Annotated in this window: 1 pseudogene; it reads right to left on the reverse strand. The window is 55.9% G+C overall.

Annotated elements, in window-relative coordinates:
* Positions 1–253: pseudogene (locus NE473_RS31530) on the reverse strand (gfo/Idh/MocA family oxidoreductase); the annotation flags it as partial.
* Between the last annotated feature and the right edge of the window lie 44 nt (positions 254–297).

A 297-nucleotide genomic window follows, 5' to 3' on the forward strand; every position in this document is an offset into this window, starting at 1 on the left:
CTGCCTTTGGATGCTCCAGATAGAAGCGGGGAGCGTAGTAGGGGCAGGAACCGGAGGACGGACAGCCGTCGAGGCAGCGGGAGGGCGCGCCAGCCGGTGCGTTTTCCGGTTTGAAATGTGTATGGGATCCGAAAGAGGAGACCTTTGTACAGGTACCGCCTGTCAGCCAGGAAAGAATGTCCATGTCGTGACAGCTTTTCTGAAGAATCATGGGACTGGAGGTGGTATCGTCTGCCCAGTTGCCGCTGAAAAAAACAAACGGCTTTTAAGCATCTGCCACGTACTCCGCTACACTCC

It is taken from the genome of Hungatella sp. SL.1.14 (genome assembly GCF_024460495.1).
Lineage (GTDB): Bacteria > Bacillota > Clostridia > Lachnospirales > Lachnospiraceae > Hungatella > Hungatella hathewayi.